The sequence below is a fragment of the Schlesneria sp. genome (genome assembly GCF_036405755.1).
GTDB classification, from domain to species: domain Bacteria; phylum Planctomycetota; class Planctomycetia; order Planctomycetales; family Planctomycetaceae; genus Schlesneria; species Schlesneria sphaerica.
In genome coordinates, this window is the sequence record NZ_DASWWZ010000031.1 from 1 (window position 1) to 4,161 (window position 4,161).

The 4,161-nt window shown below is 56.0% G+C and carries 5 protein-coding genes; 4 read left to right on the forward strand and 1 reads right to left on the reverse strand.

Features of this window, described 5'->3' with window-relative positions; genetic code table 11:
* The 3 genes from VGE80_RS01025 to VGE80_RS01035 form a co-directional block, all read left to right on the forward strand.
* On the forward strand, positions 1-541 hold a 541-nt coding region (locus tag VGE80_RS01025), incomplete at its 5' end, for a cysteine hydrolase family protein (RefSeq protein ID WP_440591354.1).
* Between the two features lie 209 nt (positions 542-750).
* Positions 751-1,581, forward strand: a complete 831-nt coding sequence (locus VGE80_RS01030; protein ID WP_440591355.1) for a TIM barrel protein — start codon at positions 751-753, stop codon at positions 1,579-1,581.
* 182 nt (positions 1,582-1,763) lie between these two features.
* Positions 1,764-2,648 (forward strand): UbiA-like polyprenyltransferase, encoded by an 885-nt coding sequence (locus tag VGE80_RS01035; RefSeq protein ID WP_440591356.1) that lies wholly within the window; start codon positions 1,764-1,766, stop codon positions 2,646-2,648.
* Here VGE80_RS01035 and VGE80_RS01040 read toward each other — a convergent pair.
* Positions 2,637-2,996: a RidA family protein gene (locus VGE80_RS01040; protein ID WP_440591357.1), complete on the reverse strand. Its 360-nt coding sequence runs from the start codon at positions 2,994-2,996 to the stop codon at positions 2,637-2,639. The genes VGE80_RS01035 and VGE80_RS01040 overlap by 12 nt on opposite strands.
* Before the next feature lie 416 nt (positions 2,997-3,412).
* On the opposite strand from VGE80_RS01040, the gene VGE80_RS01045 reads away from it, so the two are divergent.
* Positions 3,413-4,161, forward strand: a 749-nt coding sequence (locus VGE80_RS01045; RefSeq protein WP_440591358.1) for a hypothetical protein, incomplete at its 3' end; no start/stop codon positions are given.

The following is a 4,161-nucleotide window of genomic DNA, read 5'->3' on the forward strand; positions in this document are numbered from 1 at the left end:
AGCATTGCTGGTAATCGATGTGCAGAATGAGTACTTCACAGGAGCCTTGCCGATCACCCATCCGGCGGGACACCTTGAACAGATCCTGAAAGTGATGGATGAAGCGGCCAGAAAGAGTGTTCCCACGGTCGTTGTTCGGCATCACCAGACCGAGCCTGACTCGCCCTTCTTCCGGAAGGGATCGGCGGAATGGGAACTGCATCCCGAGGTGGCTCGTCGTCCTTCCAGTCTGCTGATCGACAAGACGTTGCCCGGTAGTTTTACCGGGACCGGACTTGAGGATTGGTTGAAGCAGTCGGGAATCGACACGATTTCGATTTGTGGCTACATGACCCATATGTGCTGCGACACGACGGCCCGACAGGCGATGCACAATGGGTATCAGGTCGAGTTCCTCTCGGATGCGACGGGAACCCTGGCCGTTCAAAACGCTGCGGGATCCGTGACCGCAGAGGAACTGCACCGAGCCACGTTGTGCGCTCAGCAGATGTTTATCAGTGAAGTAATCAACACGCCTGCCTGGCTGGAGCGGCTCACGTAGCAGGCTCGACAGACGCCGCAGGATGCGTTGGGGAACGGCGGGCGAATTGTGCGAGCTCTTCGCGGGTTGGTCGGGCGACTGGCGGTTGCAGTGAGATGCATTGCGGAACACCCGGTCCTGTCCTGCGTCTGCGGTGTGGAATGGAAGAGCTGCCTTGATGTGGATCGGGTGGCGGCGTGGTTCGAAGTTCATCCTTATCGGGATTCGTTATGCCCCTTTCTGCCGTCACTGTGAGTCTGGTTGCTGAAGCCAATGGGGGCCCCTTTGTTTTTTGGGACGACCTTCCGGCTGCTTGTGCTCAGGCCAAACGACTTGGGTTTGATGCGATCGAACTTTTCGCGCCGGGACCAGATGCGGTCTCACGGGAAACACTCGGGAAGCTGCTGTCGACACATCAGCTTCGTCTGGCTGCAGTGGGGACCGGAGCCGGGTGGGTCAAACACAAACTCAGCCTGACCAGTCCCGATGCGGATGTCCGTAAGCGGGCCATCGACTTCATCCGTTCGATGGTCGACTTTGGCGGAGTTCATCAGGCGCCGGCCATCATTGGTTCCATGCAGGGGCGATGGGGAGAGGGCGTCTCGAAAGAACAGGCGATTGACTGGCTTCGTGAAGGGCTCAATGTATTGGGGGAACACGCGAGGGGATACGGTGTGCCACTGATCTATGAACCACTGAACCGGTACGAAACCAATCTGTTGAATACGGTCGATGCGGGCGTGGAATTGATGGAATCGCTTGCCACTAACAATGTCCGCCTGTTGGCTGATCTGTTCCATATGAACATCGAGGAGCGTGACTTAGCTGCGGCACTCACGCGTGGAGGTCGGTGGATCGGGCATATCCATTTTGTGGATTCCAATCGACGACCAGCCGGATGCGGTCACATTGACTATGCACCGATTGCGAAATCGCTGAAAGACATTCATTACGCCGGATATCTCTCGGCCGAGGCGCTCCCCTGGCCGGATTCATCCGCGGCCGCCGAGCAGACGATTTCCGCGTATCGACGTGTTGTTGATATGGTCGAATCGAGCTGATGTCATAGAATTCCAAGGCGACTGTCGCAGCAGGAGCTTCGTTCCGGGCGAAAGTGCCGTGAAGTCAGGCGGGGAACGAGTGGTGCAGAATTCCGCCTGCTGTGCGGCGGACGTTACGGGCTTTTGAATCCGACCCTCGCCTGTTGTTGATGAGTTCAGAGAATTTTATTTCGCGTGATTGCATGTTGTCTCAAATTCGCCATCTGCTGGAACTGATCCGGTTCAGTCACACCGTGTTCGCTTTGCCCTTTGCCCTGCTCTCAGCAGCTCTGGCCTGGCGGATGCCGGACAGTCCGTTCTCGTGGGTGCACCTCTTGGGGATTGTGCTTTGCATGATCTTTGCCCGTTCGGCAGCGATGGCGTTCAATCGGATCGTTGATCGCAAATTCGACGCCGAGAATCCCCGCACACAAAAACGGCATCTCCCTGCGGGACTGCTGAAGCTGTCGACCGTTGTCCTTTTTACGCTGGTCAGCTCGGCCGGGTTTGTAGCCTCGACACTGCTGTTCCTGCCCAACCCCTGGCCACTGCGTCTATCCGTTCCCGTGTTATTGTTTCTGATGGGCTACTCGTACGCGAAGCGATTTACGGTGCTGTGCCATTACTGGCTCTCGGCGGCGCTCATGCTTTCCCCTCTGGCGGCCTGGATTGCGATCCGAGGGGAAGTGGCCGTCATTCCCGCACTGTTGTCTGCGGTAATCTTCTTCTGGGTTGGTGGCTTCGACATTCTGTACGCGTGCCAGGATGCCGATTACGACCGCGAACGGAACCTGTTCAGCATTCCATCCCGCTGGGGAATCAGGACGGCGCTGCGAATTGCGTTAATCAGCCACCTCTTGACCATTGCCAGCTTGTTTGCCGTCTGGCACTTCGGCGGGCTGGGAATGCCGTTCCTCGTCGGTATCATCGCGGTATCGGGTTTGTTGCTCTACGAGCATTCACTCGTGACGCCCGCGGACCTCACGAAAGTGAATATCGCCTTTTTCAATGTGAATGCCGTTGTGAGTCTTGGGCTACTGGCAATTGGACTGGCCGATATCTGGTACAACCGGATCTCAGCCCCTTGACCGTCGAGCTGCGGCCGTGATGACCATTTCGACTCGATACCCAGGAGACAATGCTGCCTGGACACACGCCCGCGCGGGAGCATGGCCTTCCGGAACCCAATTGTCCCAAAGTTCGTTCAGTGCCGGTCCGTCCGTCAGGTCAGCCAGATAAATGAGGACCTGGAGAAGATCCTTTCGGTCACTTCCAAACAGAGCCAGACGAGCGTCAATTTGCGCGAGGATTTGGGCGACCTGACCTGCGACATCCTGCTGCGGATCGTCCGCAACTTCGACGAAATAGGCGGTGCCACCATGGATTACGACATCTGACCAGCGGCGAGTGACGCCGATTCGTTCAATTTCTGACATTTTGTTCCTATTGCGAAGCAGCTCGGCCACCAACGTCGGGATTTCCCGCTTGTATGGCATTCCATTGGCAGTGACTCTTCAGTCAGGAATCCCAAATGGCGAATAAAAACCTCAGACTGATTAGGTTGCCTTGAGCCTTCGATTCTAATCGTTCCGACAGAGAAGTCGCTGCAGTCCAGTTTGAAATCAGGACGACTTTGAGATCGAACCCCTGATGAAATAAACCTCTGGGACAAATTCTGGACAAATTTCCACAATCAAGAATTGCTGAGACTGATACGAGTCACAACATCTAAAATATTGTTCGGTCTTTAAGACTTGGACGATGTATAATCGTGCGGGTTTCACCGCCGATGCCGTCTGGATTAATCGAAATCGTTTTCATCCCCCCGTACTTTCCCTCAAGGCAATGATCCATGGCCGGAGAGACCATTCAATCGAGTGATGGGCCTCAACGGCCAGAGAAGGGAACTCCGTCACTGGCCGATCCCCCTGAGAATGTCCCCGCGTGGTTCTCGACTCGCCGTGACCAGAAGATGCGGGAGGATAAGGGCAAACAGGTTCCCTCGCATGATTCTGGTTCGATTCCGCCGCTGGGTGCAACAGTTCTGAAGCCGGTTATTCCCCCGTTACCGGGGCAGCGAGTGAATCCGAAGACAGCAATCGTGAAGGTGGATAAGCCATCGAAGGATCAGGAGGAAACGCACTGGATCTCGAAACAAGGCTTGATCGGGATTGTAACATCGCTTGGGATCCATGCGGTCATCCTGGTGATTCTGGCCTGCATTCTGGTTTCGCAGGTCACGACACAAGAGGTTTCGAGCATTTTTGGGACAAATGGAACAGGGGACGAATTCGCCGCTGATGTCATCCTCGAGACCGAGGTGGCAGGTGAAGGAGCGGAAGCCGGTGAGGCGGCTCCGCTCCAGACGTCCGACTTGTCCAAGGTCCTCGACTCTATAGGAAAACAAGGCGATATCGCGGAATCAATGCGAGTCGGATTGGGGGGCCAGGGCGAAGGGGGAGAAGGCGAGGGGGACGGAAACTCTGTGGGAGTTCCCAACGTCCGTGTACCGGGGTATGCCCAGACGAAAGGGAGTTTCAGTGCCTGGGCGGATCCAAAAGATCCGAAACCGGGCGAGGACTACTTCGTCGTCATTCAAGT

What these genes read in the sequence shown, in the direction of transcription:
- VGE80_RS01030 (WP_440591355.1), top strand. Translation starts at nt 751, where the DNA reads ATGCCCCTTTCTGCCGTCACTGTGAGTCTGGTTGCTGAAGCCAATGGG.
- VGE80_RS01035 (WP_440591356.1), top strand. Translation starts at nt 1,764, where the DNA reads ATGTTGTCTCAAATTCGCCATCTGCTGGAACTGATCCGGTTCAGTCAC.
- VGE80_RS01040 (WP_440591357.1), bottom strand. Translation starts at nt 2,996, where the DNA reads ATGTCAGAAATTGAACGAATCGGCGTCACTCGCCGCTGGTCAGATGTC.